This is a genomic window from Rhizobium sp. P1_B8 (assembly GCF_056406515.1).
In genome coordinates, this window is sequence record NZ_JBFTZZ010000003.1 from 81,617 (window position 1) to 96,025 (window position 14,409).

Annotated in this window: 15 protein-coding genes and 1 pseudogene; 8 read left to right on the plus strand and 8 right to left on the minus strand. The window is 59.5% G+C overall.

The window, feature by feature from the left end:
• Positions 1 to 313 precede the first annotated feature (313 nt).
• Complete coding sequence (locus AC1D2N_RS06025; protein WP_018447267.1) at positions 314 to 514, plus strand: hypothetical protein; 201 nt, start codon at positions 314 to 316, stop codon at positions 512 to 514.
• A gap of 184 nt (positions 515 to 698) precedes the next feature.
• On the opposite strand, the gene AC1D2N_RS06030 is transcribed toward AC1D2N_RS06025, so the two are convergent.
• Together AC1D2N_RS06030 and AC1D2N_RS06035 are read right to left on the minus strand one after the other, a co-directional pair.
• Entirely contained in the window at positions 699 to 3,491 is a 2,793-nt protein-coding gene (locus tag AC1D2N_RS06030) for a DEAD/DEAH box helicase family protein (protein ID WP_130729089.1), read from the minus strand.
• Entirely contained in the window at positions 3,436 to 3,741 is a 306-nt protein-coding gene (locus AC1D2N_RS06035) for a hypothetical protein (protein ID WP_245493210.1), read from the minus strand. Before AC1D2N_RS06035 ends, AC1D2N_RS06030 begins: the two co-directional genes overlap by 56 nt.
• Before the next feature lie 217 nt (positions 3,742 to 3,958).
• Between AC1D2N_RS06035 and AC1D2N_RS06040 the strand changes: the two genes are divergently transcribed.
• Positions 3,959 to 4,978: a GlxA family transcriptional regulator gene (locus tag AC1D2N_RS06040; protein WP_018242426.1), complete on the plus strand. Its 1,020-nt coding sequence runs from the start codon at positions 3,959 to 3,961 to the stop codon at positions 4,976 to 4,978.
• 119 nt (positions 4,979 to 5,097) lie between these two features.
• Here AC1D2N_RS06040 and AC1D2N_RS06045 read toward each other — a convergent pair whose 3' ends face one another.
• Entirely contained in the window at positions 5,098 to 6,429 is a 1,332-nt protein-coding gene (locus AC1D2N_RS06045; RefSeq protein WP_018074553.1) for a diguanylate cyclase, read from the minus strand.
• A gap of 186 nt (positions 6,430 to 6,615) precedes the next feature.
• Positions 6,616 to 7,446, minus strand: coding sequence for a response regulator (locus AC1D2N_RS06050; RefSeq protein WP_032980464.1), 831 nt, complete (start codon positions 7,444 to 7,446; stop codon positions 6,616 to 6,618).
• A gap of 401 nt (positions 7,447 to 7,847) precedes the next feature.
• Between AC1D2N_RS06050 and AC1D2N_RS06055 the strand changes: the two genes are divergently transcribed.
• On the plus strand, positions 7,848 to 8,831 hold the full coding sequence (locus AC1D2N_RS06055; protein WP_018242429.1) for a hypothetical protein: 984 nt from the start codon (positions 7,848 to 7,850) through the stop codon (positions 8,829 to 8,831).
• Here AC1D2N_RS06055 and AC1D2N_RS06060 read toward each other — a convergent pair.
• The 3 genes and pseudogenes from AC1D2N_RS06060 to AC1D2N_RS06070 form a co-directional block, all read right to left on the minus strand.
• Positions 8,817 to 9,431, minus strand: coding sequence for a TetR/AcrR family transcriptional regulator (locus AC1D2N_RS06060; RefSeq protein ID WP_018242430.1), 615 nt, complete (start codon positions 9,429 to 9,431; stop codon positions 8,817 to 8,819). The genes AC1D2N_RS06055 and AC1D2N_RS06060 overlap by 15 nt on opposite strands.
• Before the next feature lie 18 nt (positions 9,432 to 9,449).
• Positions 9,450 to 9,937 (minus strand): annotated as a pseudogene (locus AC1D2N_RS06065) (DinB family protein).
• Between the two features lie 133 nt (positions 9,938 to 10,070).
• Positions 10,071 to 10,595 (minus strand): DUF6428 family protein, encoded by a 525-nt coding sequence (locus tag AC1D2N_RS06070; RefSeq protein WP_018242432.1) that lies wholly within the window; start codon positions 10,593 to 10,595, stop codon positions 10,071 to 10,073.
• 42 nt (positions 10,596 to 10,637) lie between these two features.
• On the opposite strand from AC1D2N_RS06070, the gene AC1D2N_RS06075 reads away from it, so the two are divergent.
• The 5 genes from AC1D2N_RS06075 to arsK are packed head-to-tail and all read left to right on the plus strand — an operon-like array spanning position 10,638 to position 14,093.
• Entirely contained in the window at positions 10,638 to 10,994 is a 357-nt protein-coding gene (locus AC1D2N_RS06075; RefSeq protein WP_018242433.1) for an ArsR/SmtB family transcription factor, read from the plus strand.
• A gap of 52 nt (positions 10,995 to 11,046) precedes the next feature.
• Positions 11,047 to 11,742 (plus strand): aquaporin, encoded by a 696-nt coding sequence (locus AC1D2N_RS06080; protein WP_018242434.1) that lies wholly within the window; start codon positions 11,047 to 11,049, stop codon positions 11,740 to 11,742.
• Positions 11,739 to 12,161 carry an arsenate reductase (glutaredoxin) gene (gene arsC / locus AC1D2N_RS06085; protein ID WP_130729090.1) on the plus strand — a complete coding sequence of 141 codons (423 nt, stop codon included), beginning with the start codon at positions 11,739 to 11,741 and terminating at the stop codon, positions 12,159 to 12,161. Before AC1D2N_RS06080 ends, arsC begins: the two co-directional genes overlap by 4 nt.
• Positions 12,136 to 12,861 (plus strand): arsenical resistance protein ArsH, encoded by a 726-nt coding sequence (arsH, locus tag AC1D2N_RS06090; protein ID WP_165406176.1) that lies wholly within the window; start codon positions 12,136 to 12,138, stop codon positions 12,859 to 12,861. Before arsC ends, arsH begins: the two co-directional genes overlap by 26 nt.
• A complete protein-coding gene (gene arsK, locus AC1D2N_RS06095; RefSeq protein ID WP_130729091.1) occupies positions 12,858 to 14,093 on the plus strand; it encodes an arsenite efflux MFS transporter ArsK in 1,236 nt (411 codons plus the stop codon). The genes arsH and arsK overlap by 4 nt, the downstream gene beginning before the upstream one ends.
• A 21-nt stretch (positions 14,094 to 14,114) precedes the next feature.
• Here arsK and AC1D2N_RS06100 read toward each other — a convergent pair whose 3' ends face one another.
• A complete protein-coding gene (locus tag AC1D2N_RS06100; RefSeq protein WP_018242438.1) occupies positions 14,115 to 14,381 on the minus strand; it encodes a hypothetical protein in 267 nt (88 codons plus the stop codon).
• Positions 14,382 to 14,409: the final 28 nt, after the last annotated feature.

A 14,409-nucleotide genomic window follows, 5' to 3' on the forward strand; every position in this document is an offset into this window, starting at 1 on the left:
TCACCGGTCTGATCCGCCGCCCACTAAATCAAACAGAGCATGACGTCGTCCGAAAACAGCACACTCCTTTCGGTATTATGCTCCGCTCCGCAGATCTCCTTGCACGGAAAGCCAGGAGGCCCATGAGGATGACCGACCCTATAGTGGCCTCCAGCGGGACTAGCGGGCGCACCGCCATCATTCAATATCTCTGATGTTATCCATAAGTTCTATTCGTTTGAATGATGAGTTCCCAAGGCCCATATTGTGATTATGGACATGGACGAACCTCCCATTGACGACCATGCCCCTGACCCTAGAAAGGAACCGGAAAATGACCACGCTCACCTATCGCGGTGGTGGTAAGTCCCTCACCTCCGGCCAAGGCCGCTTCGATCTGGCACATTATGCCCGCAAGCTCACCCTCGCCTGGACACGCTGGCAGACGGCTCGTGAAATCGAAGCCATGCCCTTCGACATCCGCAAGGACATCGGCTGGCCGAGCACGGACGACAGCAAACACCGGACCATGTAATGAATGCGACATCCCTCTCAAGATAAGGGCGGCGTCTGCACTACGCAACGCCGCCTTTTTCGTCTTCCGAATTCCCGAATCTACTTGTCGATTGTCGCTCGCCTTCCGGCATTGGATGGCCCCGCAACTGCACATCAGGCGCAAACGCGCCGCGGCAAGTGGGGAGCGCATCAGGCTTTCCCAATTACTCCCACCGGCTAATTCTATCGGTTTTCCTTGTAAACGCGGAAGCGAATGACTTCGCGCGGAATTGGAGCAGTTTCAGGCGACCCTGGGCACTGCGCGTGTATACAAGTTCCGAATAACCGACGTAACGATTCCACAGCTGGGCGAAATATATGGCATCCTCCCTTTTCCGGCCGATGATCGACGGTACTGCATGATAATCCACCCGGTTCAGCCGCCAGAATTTTGACGACCTGACGAGAATGTAGCGGGGATTCTGTGGGGGAATGAGGACTTCCCGTAGAGCGTCGAGAAAGCGGGACCGCTCAATTGTCGTGGCACCCTCAAGCCGGCAGTAAATCATGCCGTTTTGGTCGAGCGTCGCCTCGACACTCACTTTTCCCAACTCGGTCCTTATGACGCCCATATGATGCAGCGTCTCCAGAACGGTTATTCCCACTTGCTTCATGCTCCCTTCCAGGGAGCCGTTCCGCAGCAACAACAAACTAGCTTTGAGTGCGCCCGGCAAGCAGAAGATGGCCAGTATTGCGAACATAACGAACAGGACCAACTCCAGTTGTTGGAGCGATCGGATGTGCGTAACGCGAAAGCTGTGCAAAAATCCGTTCAAGATCATGCCGGCGAGCGCGGCGCTGTGCGCAAACAGAAACTTTGTCGTATTCCAGTTAACTAGCCCCTTAGGGGCATAGTTGCTCTCCAATGTTTCTTGCATCCTCGCAACGGCGCGTTTGCTGTGCAGCGCGCTATGCCAGCGGGATTTCAGTGATTTGCGGTCTGCAGCCCTGCGTTCCATCATTTTGTTGATGTCATCAATACCGCGCGCATTCCATTTGGCAGTACCCAGCATCAATCGTTGAAAACCGCTTTGGATCAGCGGAGGCTCGCCGAAGGACAAAGCCTCAAACGCGTAAAATCGGCGTTTTAGCGCATCGACGTCGCTGCCCAGGTCTATTGTCATGGTGTCATAGGGATCGGGCGCTTTTCTGTCGGTCGATTTCCTCCCGAAGCGCAGCGGTATTCTCTGCTCGAGCTTTTCAGGGTCGATGACCGCCAGATGCCAGACGTTCGCGGCCTTCTGAGGGCTTCGAGGATCGATGCGAATGGCACGACCGCGCATCTGATTGGAGAGCACGTATGATCCCACCGTACTTGCCAGAATCAAAGTGTTTACGGACGGTGCGTCCCATCCTTCACCCAGCAAAGCCTGGGTGCCGACCAGGACCGTGATCCCGCCGCGACTGAACAGTTCAGTGATCATATGGACAATATTGCGGCTCAGCTCGCCGCCAAGTTCCACGCTCAGAAAGCCGGCATCGAATGCCGTCTGCTGATAACGGATATGTTCTGCACCTATGCCAAGACGGTCTGCGATCTCGTCAAGAATTCCTTTTGACCCCGCCGGAATGACAACCAGACTCCCGGTCAGAATTCCAAGCTTGAGATCAAGTTCGGACCGCCGCAGCGTCTCGAAGATTGGCACGACGCCCATTCTCTCGATGGGCTGAAGGTCCGCGGGGGCAGTGGGCAGCGCATCCTTCCTTATATAGTCGGAAAGGATAACCATACGGAGTTCGTTACGCATCGACGCGCTTTCGAGCCGGGAAATATCGACGATCGCGTTGAGCTTGCTCGCGCTTGATACCAGCACCTTCTGAACCGATCGTGGATCAGTCAGTCGCACTCTGCTGTGCTCCACTGCCCTAATTTCCCTCAGCCTGTCTTGCTGGCAGCGGATTGCCTGTTCAGCTTCTTCGAAATCATTGCGATAGGTGTAGATAACGCCGTTCAGCAATACCTCTATCCATTCAACCGTCAGATCCGGTATTTCACGCGCCTTGACGCCGAGAATGTCGAGAGTCGACTGCGGCAGGTCGACATATTGTGAATTCAGGAAGATGAGCATGCTGGAGAAAAAGCGTGCATCGTCCAGTATATGCTCCACATTCTCGATCGGCTGCGTAATCCATGGATGGCGCAGAATTGCCTCTTTGAATTCTGCAGTCTCAAGCAGCGTTTCGATGAAGTCTCCGATCTGCGCGCGAAACTCGGCCAACTTCTGTGCTTCCAGCGCACTCGGCAGGCTGAAGTGGACATAATCCTGATGCGGGCAAAGATCGCCTTGCAACACAAGTTCCGGCACGGAAATTTCACCGTCGATCGGCCCGCAAAGCGCCTGATAGCGGTCCCATTCCTGAGGATCTACATCATAAGGAGGCGTAGCTGTCAGCGCGACGACAGTGGTTTGGCCTAGTGCTTCCTTGAGCATCGTCAGCGCCTTCCACCACTCGTTTCTAAGATGGTGCGCTTCATCGAGCACAAGGGTGCGAACCTTCTCCTCGCGCAGCTTCGCGATGATTTTCTTTCTCGCCTTCTCCGTTTCCTGCTTGCCTGGTTCGCCGGATTCCGCCCCGCCGCTGCCCTCATCTTCACAGTCGAGGATTTCTTCTTCGGACGGATGGCCCGAGAACGCCGCATGCAGCGCTTGATAGGTGATGATCGTGACGGTTCCGGGCGCTCTCACATCGTGGGAAATCCACTCCGGTTCCGCAAGGTCGGCGGGCAGGAACATCGTGCGCAGCCGATGCGCCCATTGGTCCCGGATGGTCTTGCTCGGAGCCAGAATCAAAGTCGCCTCGCCGAGCCTGCACATCACTTCAAGACCTAAAACCGTTTTACCGGAGCCGGGTGCCGCGACAATATGCAATCCGTCATCGCCTATGAGATTTGCAAGATCATCAAGTATCTTCTGCTGATATGCTCGCCACGTGCCCTGAAAAGCGAGGTCCTTCATTCAATGCTGCCTTTTGGATTAAATGCGACGAGTCGTTGTGAAAGCTCCGACTAGAATACTCTTCAGGAAACACTGCACCATCTTGGCGTGGGTCATGCAGCGCCAGGTGTGCTTCCCGCATGCCTTTTGACGAAATTTCAACGACAGCGCAATGAACATCAGCCGGCTGTAATGAATGCGACATTCCACCCAAGATAAGGGCGGCGTCTGCTTTGCGCAACGCCGCCTTTTTCGTGGCCTGACCGTCCATTCCCAAGCCCTTTTCAGTCTTGAATTTCAGTCGCCTATCAGCCCGTCATCAGCCCTATCCGCAGCCATTCCGGCAGTTTGATCGGCCAAATCGTGGCCGATGTCGCATATTTGCTCTTCCCGGCCGCATTTTTCCATGCCAGTGTCGCTTTCAGGACATCGGCGCGACGCATTCCGCGCAACGAATGTGTCATCGTCCCTCGAGCATGGATTTCGCTATGAACAGGATGCAGATCAAGAAGCGTTCGCTGGTCTTCTTTATGGTACCGCAATTCACCATGCTGCCCTTTTCGGCGGCCGTGGACACCTTGCGCATCGCCAATCGCATGCTCGGTTATCAGGCCTATACCTGGCGACTGACCTCCGTCGATGGGGAAAAAGTCTATTCCTCCTGCGGCATCGGCGTCGAGGCCAATTCCTCGCTTGCCGAGGAGCGCCGCCATCTCGGCGGCGAAAACCGGCCGGGCATGGTGCTCGTCTGTTCCGGCATCGATGTCGAGCAGTTCAACAACAAATCGGTCAATGCCTGGCTGCGTGAATGCTACAATCGCGGCGTCGCCGTCGGCAGCCTCTGTACGGGCGCGCATGTGCTTGCCCAGGCCGGTCTCCTGAACGGCAAGCGCTGCGCCATCCACTGGGAAAACCTGCCGGGCTTTTCGGAAGCCTTCCCGCAGGCGGAGGTCTATGCCGATCTCTACGAGATCGACGGCAATCTCTATACCTGCGCCGGCGGCACCGCCTCGCTCGACATGATGCTGAACCTCGTCGGCGAGGATTTCGGCGAAAGCCTCGTCAACCGCATCTGCGAGCAGCACCTGACCGACCGCGTGCGCAACCCGCACGACCGCCAGCGTCTGCCGCTGCGCGCCCGCCTCGGCGTGCAGAACGCCAAGGTGCTGTCGATCATCGAGTTGATGGAAGGCAATCTCGCCGAGCCGCTGTCGCTGATCGAGATCGCCGACGGCGCCGGCCTCTCCCGTCGCCAGATCGAACGGCTGTTCCGCCAGGAGATGGGCCGTTCGCCGGCCCGCTACTATCTGGAAATCCGCCTCGACCGTGCGCGCCACCTCCTGGTGCAGTCCTCGATGCCCGTCGTCGAGGTCGCCGTCGCCTGCGGTTTCGTCTCGGCCTCGCACTTCTCCAAGTGTTATCGCGAACTCTACCATCGCTCACCGCAGCAGGAGCGCGCCGAGCGCAAGATGACCATGGCGACCGCTCGCCAGGCCGTCGCCGCCTGAGACAATATAGGACAGTCGCCGCCTGAGACAATAAAAGACGGTCGCCGCTTGAGATGATAAGACGGCCATCTGCCGCCTGATATGAAAGGCGGCGGCTTGGCTCTGCCCTTCGGATGGCGCTATTGCGCCGCCTCTTCCGTCATCCTGGCGTCGGAATAGACCTGGTTGCGGCCCCGGTGTTTGGCCATGTAGAGAAACTGGTCGGCGGCGTTGAGGTAATTCTCGAAGGTCTCGTAACCGCCGATCTCGGCAATGCCGATCGAAATCGTGACGCCGAGTTCCTCATCATCGGCCGTGACCTTCAGCCGCGAAATATCCGAGCGGATCTCGTCGCAGAGCTTGGTCGCGGCAGCGGAATCCATCTGCGGGAAGAGGATGGCGAATTCCTCGCCCCCGAGGCGCGACAGAAGATTGTCGCTGCCCTCGAAGATCGTAAACAGCCTGTTTGCGACAGCCTTCAGCACCTTGTCGCCGATCTCGTGGCCATAGGTGTCATTCAGCCGTTTGAAATGGTCAATATCGAGAATGGCGACGGAGCTCGGTACCTTCAGCCGCAGGCACTCGTTCACCAGCTTCGGGCCGTTGTCGTAGAAATAGCGGCGGTTATAGAGGCCGGTCAGGTAGTCGCAGGCCGCCGCCGCCCTCAGCTGCCGCATCTGCGCCAGCGTTTCGGCATTGTTGGCGATGCGGCATTGCAGCTCCTCGGCAACGAAGGGCCGGTAAACGAAATCGCTGGCGCCGGCCTTGAGGAAACTCGCCGAAAGCATGCGGTCGTTGGAGGAGGAAACGCCGATGACACGCAGCCTGTCCGAGCCGAAGCGATGGCGAATGCGCCGCGTCAGCTCGTAGCCGCTCATATCGGGCATATGGTGGTCGGTGACGACGAGCTCGATATCGCTGTAGGCCTCGAGCGCCGCCAGCGCCTCGAGCCCCGAATTTGCCTCGACGACGAGATATTGCTGTGCCTTGAGCAGGTCGACGAGCACCTGGCGTGCCGAGACGACATCGTCGACGACGAGCACCCGCGTCTTGCGGTTGGAGATCGCCCGCCGGACGGTGGCGACCAGATTGTCGAGCGCGAATTCATTGTCCTTCAGCACGTAATCGATGACATTGCGCTCCATGATCTTGTTGCGCGTGTTGAGATCGAATGTCGCCGTGAAGACGATTGCCGGGATATCGTGCTCGATCGTGCAGTCGAGCGCTTCACCATAGGGCGAATCCGGCAGGTTGAGGTCGACGACGGCCATGGTGTAGCCGTGACCGTCGTCAGCAAGTTCCTTGCGAAGAGCTTTCAGCGACGGGCAGGATTTGACGGCAAGGCCGAGCTCCGTCTGGAATCGGTGACAGAGCACGGCGGAAAACATCCGGGAATCTTCAACCAGAAGTATCTTGAGCCCGCCGGAGCGCAGCCCGATACCATCCCGCTGGAAATCCGCTTGAAAAGCCACAGCTCCTACTCCCCGATCCGTCCGATGGGCTCGACTCGGCCCTCTCCCCGGCGGGGACGATAACCGAGAGGCCTGTGCGCGTGAAGGGGACAAATAATAGCGACATTACCTGTAATTGCAGAAATTCGACGACTGTCCCCGAGCGTGATATCCGCTCCCCTGGCGATACCGATACGGGAAGAGCCGTCAGGCAACCGCCCGCTCCTTACGCATCGATTGAATCTGCAGCAGCGTATCGAGGTTCTGGTTGACGCGGCAATAGAACTCCTCGTCAATGAAGGGACGCAGCATGAAATCATTGCCGCCGGCCTTCAGGAATCGCGCCGAAAGCAGCCGGTTCGAGGAGGAGGAAACACCGATGATGCGCAGCTCGTGCGAGCCGATGCTGGCGCGGATGCGCCGCGTCAGTTCGAAGCCGTCTATGTCGGGCATGTTGTAGTCGGTGATCATCAGGCCGATATCGCGGTTGGCCTTCAGGATCTCCAGCGCCTTGCCGCCGCTCTCGGCGACGCTGACACGAAAATTGTAGCGCTTCAGCCGGCTCGACAGCAGGGCGCGCGCGGTCGCACTATCATCGACGATCAGCACGTGGTGGCGGTGATTGGTGAGGAAGCGGCAGATCGATTCCGCCAGCAGGTCGACGGCAAAGATATTGTCCTTGAGGATATAGTCCACGATATCCTTGGCCATCAGCTTGTCGCGCATGCTTTCATGGAAGGTGCCGGTAAAGACGATTGTGGGTATGGAGAGATCGACCAGATATTCGAGCGCTTCGCCGTTTTCGGCGCCGGGCAGATTGATGTTCGAGATCGCCAGCGTGATCGGATCGGAAGACTTGTCGTAGGAAACCTGCAGATCCTCGAAGCTGCGGCAAATCTCGACCTCGATGTCGAACAGCTCCTTGAGGCGTTTGCTGATCATCGAGGTGAATACGTTGGAATCTTCCGCGACAATAATACGCGCACCAGCAAACATTTCCCCGGAATATTGCATCCCCGAAATACCTAGAAACGCCATAGCAAACCTTTGATGTAAAATCTGTCCCCTGATCAAACTGATACATCAATTGATTTGAATAATTATTAATCGGCGCGCCCAGTTCTAAACGAAGAGGCGGCTCAATGGGGCCGCCTCCGATTTCTTTGCGGATATGATTAAGAAATCAGGCGCGAAGCGCCGCATTCCCAGGCATCGAGCGGGCTTTCGCCGACAACCGTCGCATTATAGGTCGAACCGAGCATTTTGATCTTCAGCTTCGTGCTTTCCTTGGCATAGTCCGGCCACGGCTTCGCAAGCGCCAGCGCCTGACGCGACCACGTCGGATTTAGACGATTTCCCGTGGGCCTGTCCGGGTGGTACTGCTCAGCCGAAGCGATTATAAACGAGCCATCGACCCGATCCGCCGACAGGTTCGCCCCATGATCCAATCCGACCCGGTGATCGAATGGCTTCTCGACTCCGATCCGTCGATCCGGTGGCAGGTGATGCGCGACCTGCTCGATGCCCCAGATAGGGAATGGATGGCCGAGCGGGCCAAAGTCGAGACCGAGGGTTGGGGCGCCAGGCTGCTCTCCTGCCAGGACGAGGACGGGCAGTGGGCGGGCGGCGCCTTCTTGCCCGCCGGTTTCGACGCTCGCGAGTGGAAGGAGCGTGGCCAGCCGTGGACGGCCACGACTTTCTCGCTGTCGCAATTGAGGGAGTTCGGTCTCGATCCCGCCTGCGGGTGCGCCAGGCGCACCGTCGAATTGATCGGCGCCAACGCCCGTTGGGAAGAAGGCGGCCAGCCCTACTGGGAAGGCGAAGTCGAGGAGTGCATCAACGGCCGCACAATTGCCGATGGCGCCTATTTCGGGATTGACGTCTCGCCCATCGTCGACAGGCTGGCCGGCGAGCGTCTCGACGACGGCGGCTGGAACTGCGAGCGGATCAATGGCTCTGTCCGCTCATCTTTCGCCAGCACCATCAACGTGCTGGAAGGCTTGCTGGAATACGAGAGGTCGACCGGCGGCACGCATCGGTCTCAAGAGGCGCGTAGGACGGGCGAGGAGTTTCTGCTGGCCCGCAACCTCTTCCGCCGCCTCGGCACCGGCGAGCCGGCCGACGAGCGCTTCCTGCACTTCCTGCACCCGAACCGCTGGCGCTACGACATTCTGCGTGCGCTCGACTATTTCCGCTCCAGCGCGATCCTGACCGGCAATAATCCCGATCCGCGTCTCGGCGAGGCGATCGAGCACCTGCGTTCCAGACGCCTTCAGGACGGCAGCTGGCAGCTGGACGGGAGCCCTGCAGGTCGGGTGTGGTTCGAGATCGACGACGGGCAAGGCAAGCCGTCGCGATGGGTGACGCTCCGGGCTATGCGGGTGCTGAGATGGTGGAATGCCCAGCCCTCAATCAATGCCTGACGGCAAACCCAGCGCGCGCAGGAAATGCGCCTCGATCGCACGCAGCAATTCGGCACGGGCCGAGGGCGTCTCGCCGATGCCGGCCTGATTGACCACGCCGTGCAGGGCATTGAACAGAAAGACCGCCGTGAAGCCGGGATCGTCGATCGACCAGGCATTCTCGCCAGCGCCAGCGGCAAGCAATTCATTCAGATGGTCGATCAGGATGTTGCGCGAAAGCCCTTCCCTTGTTGCGGGAGGTGCCGTCACGAAGGCGAGATGATGCAGCCCGGCCGCGTCGAGATAGCCGGTGGTGCACGCCATGGACCAGGCCGCCAGTCTCCCGCGCCAATCCTCTTGTCTCCGTCCTTCGACCGCCGCGACGATGCCATCCAGCACGCCCTGCACGAAACGGGCGCGCAGCGCCTGGAGAACATCAGCCTTCGAGGAGAAGTGCAGGTAGAAGGTGCCCTTGGCGACCCCCGCCCCCGTCGTGATCTCCTCGATCGTGGTCTGCTCCACACCCTTTTCCAGAAACAGCAGTTCGGCCGCGGTCATCAGCTCGTCGCGTCGCTCCTCGGGAGGCTTGGTTCTCGGTTTAGAAACAGGATCGGCCGGCATCGACACGCTGCTCCACTCTCATTGACGGCGCGTGGGATCGGTCCTGTGCAGGTAGCCGGTAAAAACGTCGCGCATGGCGGTGCTCTCGATTTCTGGCAGCAGGCGACCGACCTCACCGCGATGATAACCGGCATGCGTCACCACATGGGCCAGCATCTCTTCGCGGGACATGCGCCCGCGCCCACCATCGGTGAAGGTGAAGTCTATGACTTCCTCCATTTCCGGAAGCGTTATACGCGAGGTATAGTCGGTATACCAACGGTCGGTTTCCCGGATATCGGACGACAGCTGCGCCAACGGCGGCGCTTCGCTGCTCCAGCTCGCCGCGTAGGAATGATTGAGTCGCTGAAGATTGGCGACGAAAATACGATCGACGAGATGGGCGTGATTGAGCACACGAAGGGCTGAGCGAAAGTCGCCAGATCGCGCCTCAGCCCGAGCGCATTCAAGGCATCGAGAAGCTCATCGTCAACGCTGGCTTTGTATCGGAACAGAGAGTTCAACAGGGTCTGCGCTCATTGCGATCTCCGGGTGTGAAACGGGCGGCGCCGGCATCAAACCGACAGCCTCCATTTATATGACTGACTGGCGGTCAGTCAATACGATCCCGCGCTGCCCTGCCGCACAATCATGTGTCCCTTACGCGCAGCAGCCGCGCGTTGCCGTTCGCGGCCCACAGCAGGCCGCCGCCTTGCTGTTTTCCTCTGCCAGCCAGCGGTCGCGCGGCTTGCAGCTTGCCGGCCGTGGCGAAAGCGAAACATGGACGGTTCCAGCGCTGAGAATCGGCATCGCCGCGCAATAGAGTTGCATCGGGCGCACGCCATCGCTGACTTCGAAGGTCAGCTTCGCCGAACCATCCAGCTGCACGTGGTCGGTAACCTTGCGGATGATCGCCTGGAACTTGCCGGCCGGCATGTGTGTGCGGTCGCCCTCTTCGATGTCCCAGAGCTGGATGAAGATCTCCGTCCAGGCCTCAGGATTGGCGCCGCAATCGAGGGCCGAGAACTGGCCCGCTTTGACCTCGGTGATATGATAACCAGGCTTCACCGGCCGGCCGTCATAATAGAAAACCAGCGGCGCGTCCCTTTCGCCGTCGAGCGTATTGAGCAGCAGGCCAAGGTTGATGTCGTCCTCTTGAATTTTTCCGTTGTCGATCGCGTTCATATCAGCTAATCCTCATTTCAATAATTCAAGGATCATTGAAATATGGATCAACGTCAAGCCCTCGTCGCATTCGGTGCTCTCTCGCAAGAGACTCGCCTGCACATCGTCCGCATGCTCGTGGTCTCTGGCCCCAATGGCATGGCGGCAGGTGCAATCGCGGAGAAGGCGGAGGTCTCGCCGTCCAATATTTCCTTCCACCTGAAGGAGCTCGAACGCTCAGGCCTGATTACGCAACAACGCGAATCCCGCTCGATCATCTACACCGCCAATTACGAGGCGTTGGGCGGCCTGATCCGCTTCCTGATGGAGGATTGCTGCAGCGGAAACCCTCAGATCTGCGCGCCGGCTGCCGCCGTCGCCGCCTGCTGTGCACCTGCGACGAAAGAGGAATTGCAATGACCGCAGACCGCATTGGCGATGCGCCGTTCCGCGGCACGACGAGGATGGGCTGATGACGGGCTTCGATCTACCACGCCGGCTCGTCGCCGAGGGTCTCGGCACCGCCATGCTGGTCGCGACAGTTGTCGGTTCGGGTATCATGGCGACATCGCTGACGCAGGACGTAGGACTTGTTCTGCTCAGCAACACGCTCGCGACCGGCGCCATCCTGGTGGTGCTGGTCACTGTGCTCGGACAGATCTCCGGCGCCCACTTCAACCCGGCGGTCTCGCTGATCTTTGCGATGTCGGGCTCGCTGGCAAAACGCGATCTCGCCGGATATATCGCTGCGCAAATCTTCGGCGGCATCGTCGGGACCGTCGCGGCCCATCTGATGTTTGCCCTGCCACTTATAGAAATGTCGAGCAAGGTGCGCACCGGCGGCGCGCAATGGTTTTCCGAAGGCATGGCGACCTTCGGCCTGGCGGCGGTGATCCTCGCCGGCATCAAGTTTGAGCAGAAGGCGGTGCCGTGGCTGGTCGGGCTCTATATCACCGCCGCATACTGGTTCACCGCTTCGACCTCCTTTGCCAATCCGGCCGTCGCTTTGGCCCGCTCGCTGACCGATACCTTCTCCGGCATCCGCCCGGTCGATCTTCCCGGCTTCTGGATCGCCGAAATAACAGGCGCGGTCGCAGCCCTTCTCCTGTTCACCTGGCTGCTGCAGCCAGGCGCTTCATCAACCCTATCGTCAGAGGCAAAGCTATGAACGTCACCATCTACCACAACCCGGCATGCGGCACCTCCCGCAACACGCTGGCGATGATCCGCAATGCCGGCATAGAACCTGATATCATCGAATATCTGGAAAACCCGCCGTCACGGCAGGAACTGGTCGGGATGATTGCCGATGCCGGCCTCACCGTGCGCGATGCCATTCGCCAGAAGGATACACCCTACGCCGAACTCGGCCTCGACAATCCCGATCTAAGCGACGATCAGCTTCTCGACGCGATCCTGAAAGATCCGATCCTGATCAACCGGCCTTTCGTCGTCACCCCTCTCGGTACGCGCCTGTCGCGACCGTCGGAACTTGTCCTCGAAATCCTGCCGGAAACGCACAAGGGCGCCTTCACCAAGGAAGATGGCGAGAAGGTGCTCGATGCCGGGGGCAAGCGCATTGTCTGATCTGCCTGCCGTATCGCCGATGCATCTGCGTCAACCGGATATGGACGCACTCAGGCCGGCGTTCTCGACGCACAAGCCCCGCATCCTGATCCTTTATGGCTCCTTGCGAGCGGTGTCCTATAGCCGCCTCCTCGCACAGGAGGCGGCACGGCTGCTCGAATATTTCGGCTGTGAAGTGCGTATCTTCAATCCGGAAGACCTCCCGTTGCCCGACGCCGAGCCGGCGAGCCACCCAAAAGTTCAGGAACTGCGCGAATTGTCGGCATGGTCGGAAGGCCAGGTTTGGGTCAGCCCTGAACGTCATGGAGCAATGAGCGGTATCATGAAAGCGCAGATCGACTGGATCCCCCTATCGGTCGGCTCGGTCCGGCCGACACAGGGTAAAACGCTGGCAGTGATGCAGGTCTCCGGCGGTTCCCAGTCCTTCAACGCGGTGGGTCAGCTCCGCATTCTTGGCCGCTGGATGCGGATGATCACAATTCCCAATCAGTCCTCGGTCGCCAAAGCTTTCCAGGAATTCGACGCGGACGACCGTATGAAACCCTCATCCTATTACGACCGCGTTGTCGACGTCTGCGAGGAACTGGTGAAGTTCACGCTACTGACCCGTGATGTCTCGAACCATCTGACTGACCGCTACAGTGAGCGCAAAGAAGAAGCGGAGAAGCTTGAACAGCGCGTGAGCCTCAGATCCTTATGACAATCATCAGCACCGAACGACCGCCGGTAGCTGCCATTGCCGCACTCGGGCTGACGCAGATCATCGGCTATGGATCGCTCTATTACAGCTTCAGCATCCTCGCCCCTGACATGGCCCGTGATCTCAACTGGTCGTCGGAATGGATCTTCGCTGCGCTCTCCCTAGCCCTTCTGATCGGCGGCCTGGCCGCACCTCTCATGGGCAGATGTATCGATCGTTTCGGCGCCGGGAAAATCATGACTTCAGGCTCGGCGATTGCGGCTGCCGCGCTTGTTGCCTGCGCCCTTGCGCCAGGAAAGGTCGCTTTCGTCGCGGCATTGATCGGCATCGAGATCGCCTCGAACCTGGTGCAATATGGCGCCGCCTTCGCCCTGCTCGTGCAGATCAGGCCGCGCGTCGCCCAGCGTAGTATCACCTACCTGACGCTGATCGCCGGCTTCGCCTCGACCATCTTTTGGCCGATCACCACGGCGCTGCACGCGCATCTCACATGGCAGAATGTCTATCTGATCTTCGCCGCGCTTCATCTCGCCATCTGCCTTCCCATTCATGCCTGGCTCTCCCGTGGCGTCAGCGAGACCAGGAGACGGACCGGAGAGGAGGCCGCCAAACGCGTCGAGCCGAGCCTTCAGCCGTCGGTGCGCCGGCCGGCCTTTATCCTGATGGTAACGGGCTTTGCTTTGGAAAGCTTCGTGAACTCGGCACTTCTGGTTCACATGGTGCCTGTCACGTCTGCACTCGGCCTCGGCGCCATGGCAGTGGTGGTCGGAACGCTCTTCGGCCCGTCACAGGTGTTGAGCCGCCTCATCAATATGGTCTTTGGTGAGAGCTTGTCGCAAGTGATGCTGGCGATCATCTGCGCCATCCTGCTGCCGGCGGCCCTTGTCATCCTCATCGCCACCGCACCCTCGGTTCCCGGCGCGCTGGCCTTCGCCGTCGTCTTCGGCCTCGGCTCCGGCCTTAACAGCATCGTCTACGGAACCTTACCGCTCGCGCTCTTCGGAAGCGATGGCTACGGCCGGCGGCAAGGACAAATCATGTCGGCCCGTCTCGTCGTCTCCTCGATGGCGCCGTTCGCACTCGCCTTCCTGATGGGCTATCTCGGCGTATCATGGTCACTGTCGATCGCAGCATTGCTCAGCACCATCGCCGTCGCCGCATTCTCCGCTATTATGCGACTGACGCGCCCGGTTGCCCGGTTGGAAACCGTTCCCAACCCCGGAGAAGCCTGAGCGCATTAATCAGTGCAGCCGCTACTTGACGACGGCCGAGCCCTTGACGATGTCGATCGTCTCGCCGCCGTCAAGCCCAATGCGGTCGCCGTCGGGCGTCGTCATGAAGCAGCCGGAAGGGCAGAGGCTTTCCGAAGCGCCGGCATCGACGACGACCTCGACGCGCTGGCCGCTCTCCGTGATGACGAGCACGACGGCGGCGGGATCGGTGTTGGTGATGGATGCCGCTTCAACCGCGGGCGCGGCAAGCAGCGGGACAAGCAGAACGGCGGCAAATCTTGCCATCATGTGCGGCGGCGCTGGCGCGCCCTCCCCT

Bases quoted from the DNA above. Each gene is read 5' to 3' on its own strand.
- AC1D2N_RS06075 (WP_018242433.1), top strand. From the start codon at position 10,638: ATGGATCAACGTCAAGCCCTCGTCGCATTCGGTGCTCTCTCGCAAGAG.
- AC1D2N_RS06050 (WP_032980464.1), bottom strand. From the start codon at position 7,446: ATGGCGTTTCTAGGTATTTCGGGGATGCAATATTCCGGGGAAATGTTT.
- AC1D2N_RS06035 (WP_245493210.1), bottom strand. From the start codon at position 3,741: ATGGACGGTCAGGCCACGAAAAAGGCGGCGTTGCGCAAAGCAGACGCC.
- AC1D2N_RS06055 (WP_018242429.1), top strand. From the start codon at position 7,848: ATGATCCAATCCGACCCGGTGATCGAATGGCTTCTCGACTCCGATCCG.
- arsH (WP_165406176.1), top strand. From the start codon at position 12,136: ATGCCGGGGGCAAGCGCATTGTCTGATCTGCCTGCCGTATCGCCGATG.
- AC1D2N_RS06080 (WP_018242434.1), top strand. From the start codon at position 11,047: ATGACGGGCTTCGATCTACCACGCCGGCTCGTCGCCGAGGGTCTCGGC.
- AC1D2N_RS06030 (WP_130729089.1), bottom strand. From the start codon at position 3,491: ATGAAGGACCTCGCTTTTCAGGGCACGTGGCGAGCATATCAGCAGAAG.
- AC1D2N_RS06040 (WP_018242426.1), top strand. From the start codon at position 3,959: ATGAACAGGATGCAGATCAAGAAGCGTTCGCTGGTCTTCTTTATGGTA.
- AC1D2N_RS06025 (WP_018447267.1), top strand. From the start codon at position 314: ATGACCACGCTCACCTATCGCGGTGGTGGTAAGTCCCTCACCTCCGGC.
- AC1D2N_RS06100 (WP_018242438.1), bottom strand. From the start codon at position 14,381: ATGATGGCAAGATTTGCCGCCGTTCTGCTTGTCCCGCTGCTTGCCGCG.
- arsC (WP_130729090.1), top strand. From the start codon at position 11,739: ATGAACGTCACCATCTACCACAACCCGGCATGCGGCACCTCCCGCAAC.
- arsK (WP_130729091.1), top strand. From the start codon at position 12,858: ATGACAATCATCAGCACCGAACGACCGCCGGTAGCTGCCATTGCCGCA.
- AC1D2N_RS06060 (WP_018242430.1), bottom strand. From the start codon at position 9,431: ATGCCGGCCGATCCTGTTTCTAAACCGAGAACCAAGCCTCCCGAGGAG.
- AC1D2N_RS06070 (WP_018242432.1), bottom strand. From the start codon at position 10,595: ATGAACGCGATCGACAACGGAAAAATTCAAGAGGACGACATCAACCTT.